Origin of the sequence: Spirillospora sp. NPDC049652 (genome assembly GCF_040675125.1) — a bacterium.
Classification (GTDB): Bacteria; Actinomycetota; Actinomycetes; order Streptosporangiales; family Streptosporangiaceae; genus Spirillospora.
Genome location: NZ_JBFAOF010000980.1, coordinates 1 through 2,582, shown reverse-complemented (window position 1 = coordinate 2,582; position 2,582 = coordinate 1). Strand labels below are relative to the sequence as shown.

Sequence of the window (2,582 nt, the reverse complement as noted above, 5' to 3'; positions counted from 1 at the left end):
AGCGCGCCGCCGAGGTCGCGCTCGGCGCACGGGTCCGCGAGCGACGGCTCGGGCGGGCCTCCGGCGACCGCCTGCCCGGGGGTCTCCTGGGCGGGGTCCGCCTGCGTCGCCCCGTTCAGGGTGTCTGCTGCCATGATGCCTCCTCTCCTGGGGTGGGGTTAGGTTGATGACAAGTTGACTGAATGTCAGGACAATTTGGGATCGAGTGAGATCCGGGACCGGCCGGGCCCCGGCCGGTCAGAGGACGGCGACCAGCAGCGACACCGCCGACTCCTGCCGGGAGACGTCCGCGCGGTCGAACGGCCCGGACCAGCTCAGTCCGTACCGGTCCCGCCCGTCCCTCCCGTGGGCGTACAGGGACGCCGCCTGCTCGCGCAGGTAGCCGCGGTAGGGGTGACCGGGCAGCACCCGGTCGAGCTCGGCGAGGTTGCGGGCGAAGATCCCCTTGAACGACGCCTGGTCGGCGTTGCAGGTGCCCCCCGCCTCGCAGGGCTCGGTGAGGATTCCGTTCGGCGACAGCCGCGGGCTGTTCACGACGGCGTCGGCGATGCGGCGCGCCGCGACCAGCAGGGAGCGGTCGTGGGTCGCCTTGTAGAGCTCGCTGAGCCCGCCGAGGACGACGCCCTGGTTGTAGGTCCAGGTCGTCCCACCGTTGTTGGCGCACCCGCCGGACTGGGTGGCGAGGCCGTCGTTGACCAGGTTCTCGGAGTTGACCATCCCGCTGCGCTGGAACCACGTCCACGCCTCGCGGGCGCGCGCCAGGTAGACGCGGTCACCGGGGATGCGGTTGTGGAGCGAGGCGAGCAGGGAGAAGTAGAGCTCCAGGCTGATCGCGTTCTTGTAGCTCTTGCCGGGGATGTCCCACCAGACGCCGCCGCCGCACGTGTCGTCCCAGTACCGGCGGATGTACGCCTCGTCGAGCTTGGCGATGTCGAGGTACCGGCGGTCACGGGTGAGGTCGAACAACCGGACCATGGCGAGCGCCCACCAGCCGGTGTCGTCGGTGGAGTCGGCGCGGAACTCGCCGCCGCCCTCCGGCCACCAGGGCAGGGGCTCACGCTGCCGCGTGACGGTGTTCCGGACCGCGTCCATGAGACGGCGGTCGCCGGTCCTGTCCATGTAGTCGAGCAGGGCCTGGAGCGCGTTGCCCGACTGCCACCACGGCGCCTCGGGGTCCCAGCGGCCCGACTCGCGGTCGTAGTAGCGCATCATCGCGTCCACGGCCGCGCCCGCCCGCGCCCGGTCCTGGCGCGGGGAGGCGTGCGGGGCCGAGGCCTGGGCCGGGACGACGCCCGCGAGCAGGGTCAGCACGAGCGCGACGGCCGGCAGGCCGAGTATCCGGGACCGACATCGTCCGGTCATGCCGTCCGCTCCTTCGCGAAGACCGCGGCCACCTCGGGGATGCGGTCGATGTAGCCGTCCAGCAGCCGGCGCCCGACCGAGACCGAGTCGACCAGCGGGTGCAGCGCGAACGCCTTGGCGGCGTCGGCGCGCGAGCCGTTGCGGGCGGCGCTGATGACCAGCCGCTCGACGGCCTTGACCTGCTGCATGAGCCCGGTCTGGTGGAGGTCGGGCTGGTCCAGCGACAGCGGGTGCACGCCGTTCGCGTCGACCATGACCGGCACCTCGACGACCGCGTCGCCGGGCAGCGCCGCGACGGTCGAGCCGTTGCCCACGTTGAGGATCATTTGGGCGCGCTCGTTGCGGCTGATCGCGTTCATCACGCTCAGCGCGACCCCGGCGTAGCCCTGGTCGACCGGGTCGACGCCGGAGTGGTCCTCCAGCTCGTCGCCCGCGCTCGCGCCCTTCACCTCGGCCATGTAGCTGGCGCTGCGCGACGCCACGGTCTCGCGCCACATCTCCAGGGCGGCGCCGCCGGACGCGCCGGCGATCCGCTCGTAGAACGCGGCCTGCTGCTTGGCCAGGTACTCGCCGCGGGTCTGCGGCGCGTCCAGGGTGGCCCGCACCGCCTCCCGGTTGAAGTAGTAGTAGTACAGGTACTCGTTCGGGATGACGCCGAGGTCGCGCAGCCACTCGGTCCCGAAGACCACGCCCTCCTCCAGCGACCCGAGCACGGCGTCGTCGGCGAGCAGCGCGGGCATGATGTCGACGCCGTCGTGCAGGATCCGGCGCATCCAGCCGAGGTGGTTCAGGCCCACGTAGTCGAGCTGGAGCCGGCCGGGGTCGAGGCCGAGCGCCGCGGCCACCCGGGTGCCGAGGCCGGACGGGGTGTCGCAGATCCCCATCACGCGGTCGCCGAGCACGTCCCGCATCGCCTCGGTGATCATCCCGGCCGGGTTGGTGAAGTTGATGACGTAGGCGTCCGGGGCCAGCGCCTTCACCCGCCGCGCGATGTCGAGCATCACCGGGATCGTGCGCAGCCCGTAGGCCAGGCCGCCGGGGCCGGTCGTCTCCTGGCCGAGGACGTCCAGGTCGAGCGCGACCCGCTCGTCGCACACCCGCCCGGCGAGCCCGCCGACCCGGATCGCGGCGAAGACGAAGTCCGCGCCCTCCAGGGCCTGGTCGAGCCCGGTGCTGGTGAACACCTTGGGGGCGTCCGGCACGCCGTCGGCGAACGTCGC

Annotated in this window: 2 protein-coding genes; both read right to left on the bottom strand. The window is 72.5% G+C overall.

What is annotated here, in order from left to right:
* Window positions 1–237: 237 nt before the first annotated feature.
* A complete protein-coding gene (locus tag AB0J52_RS35730) occupies window positions 238–1,362 on the bottom strand; it encodes a glycoside hydrolase family 76 protein (RefSeq protein WP_500187345.1) in 1,125 nt (374 codons plus the stop codon).
* On the bottom strand, window positions 1,359–2,582 hold a 1,224-nt coding region (locus AB0J52_RS35725), incomplete at its 5' end, for a 6-phospho-beta-glucosidase (protein ID WP_500187344.1). The genes AB0J52_RS35730 and AB0J52_RS35725, both read right to left, overlap by 4 nt.

What these genes read in the sequence shown, in the direction of transcription:
- AB0J52_RS35730 (WP_500187345.1), bottom strand. Translation starts at nt 1,362, where the DNA reads ATGACCGGACGATGTCGGTCCCGGATACTCGGCCTGCCGGCCGTCGCG.